The following is a 1,366-nucleotide window of genomic DNA, read 5'->3' on the forward strand; positions in this document are numbered from 1 at the left end:
TGTCAATCCCCCGAAAACGTGGAGACGGTTCTATGCCACAGCGGTCCTCAGCAGGACGGATGAGGCTTGCCGCTTGTCGATCATGTGATGTTCGAATGTGATGGGCGGCAGGCCGTCGTTGGCGCTGTGCCGCCGGCTGGCGTTGTAGAAGTCAGCGATCCAGGTGGCGATCTTCAGGCGCGCTTCGGCCCGGGTGCGGAACCGGTGGCGGTGCACGTACTCGACCTTGAGGGTGCTGTTGAACGCCTCGGCCGCTGCGTTGTCGAGCGCGCAGCCCACGCGGCCCATGGACTGGACCACGCCCAGGCGCCGGCATAGCTCCTGGTAACGGGCCGCAGTGTATTCCGAGCCGCGATCCGAGTGGAAGATCACGCCGTCGATGTCGCCGCCGCGGGTGGCCACCGCCATCTGCAGCGACGCGCTGGTCAGCGCGGCGTCGTGGTGCTCGGACATGGCGTAGCCGAGTAGCCGCCGGGAGAACAGGTCCTCGACCGTGGCCAGGTAGAGCTTGCCCTCGTCGGTGTCGATCTGCGTCACATCGCCGCACCACAGCACGTCCGGCGCGACCGCGGCGAACCTCCGGCGGACCAGGTCCGGGGCGGCCGCCCGCTTGCCTTGACGGGTCAGCGAGCGCGGCTTGCGGCGCACGCGAGCGACCAAGCCGAGCTCGGCCATCCGCCCCGCGACCGTGTTCTCCGACACCCGCCAGCCCGCCTCGTGCAGGTCACGGGTGATCCGCGGAGAGCCGTAGGTGCCGCCGGACGCCTCGAACGAGCGGGTGATCTCCACATCCAAATCGGCCCGCCGACGCTGGCGGGTAGTCAGCTTGTCCTGGTCGATGCGGTTCTTCCACTTGTAGTACCAAGACTGCGACACGCCTAATGCCCGGCAGGAGGTGACGTGGTCGATGCCGTGCTCGGTCTTCTGGGAGCTGATGAAGGCCGCCACGCTTATCGGCCCATCGCCTCTTTGACCCACAAGACCACCGAGCGCTTGAGCACGTCACGCTCGTCTTCCAGCTCGGCACGTTCCTTCTCCCACGCCGCCTTCTCACGGGCGTGCTGCTTGGCCAGCTCGGCCTTCTCCCGCCGCAGCCGGGCCAGCTCTTCCTGCTCGGACTCCTCCAGCGTTCCGCTCCCATCGCCGTCGCCGTTGTAGTGCTCGGCGAGCCGATCCATCTGCACCCAATTGTGCAGCGTGTACGGACTGATCCCCAGATCCCGCGCCACTTGCGCGACGGGTTTGCCGGTCTCCTTCACGATACGCACCGCGCCCGCCCGGAACTCCGGATCAAAGCGCCGCCGCGTGACTGCTGCCACGACCAAACCTCTCCCGGTTCGGTCTCCACGCTATGAGGGGAAGGCCA

Annotated in this window: 2 protein-coding genes; both read right to left on the bottom strand. The window is 67.3% G+C overall.

What is annotated here, in order from left to right; all coding sequences use genetic code 11:
- Window positions 1–30: 30 nt before the first annotated feature.
- Window positions 31–948: an IS3 family transposase gene (locus AB0B64_RS60725; RefSeq protein WP_357962697.1), complete on the bottom strand. Its 918-nt coding sequence runs from the start codon at window positions 946–948 to the stop codon at window positions 31–33.
- Between the two features lie 2 nt (window positions 949–950).
- Window positions 951–1,319, bottom strand: coding sequence for a transposase (locus AB0B64_RS60730; protein WP_357962695.1), 369 nt, complete (start codon window positions 1,317–1,319; stop codon window positions 951–953).
- Window positions 1,320–1,366 lie beyond the last annotated feature (47 nt).

This window comes from Nonomuraea sp. NPDC049129 (assembly GCF_040648495.1).
Lineage (GTDB): Bacteria > Actinomycetota > Actinomycetes > Streptosporangiales > Streptosporangiaceae > Nonomuraea.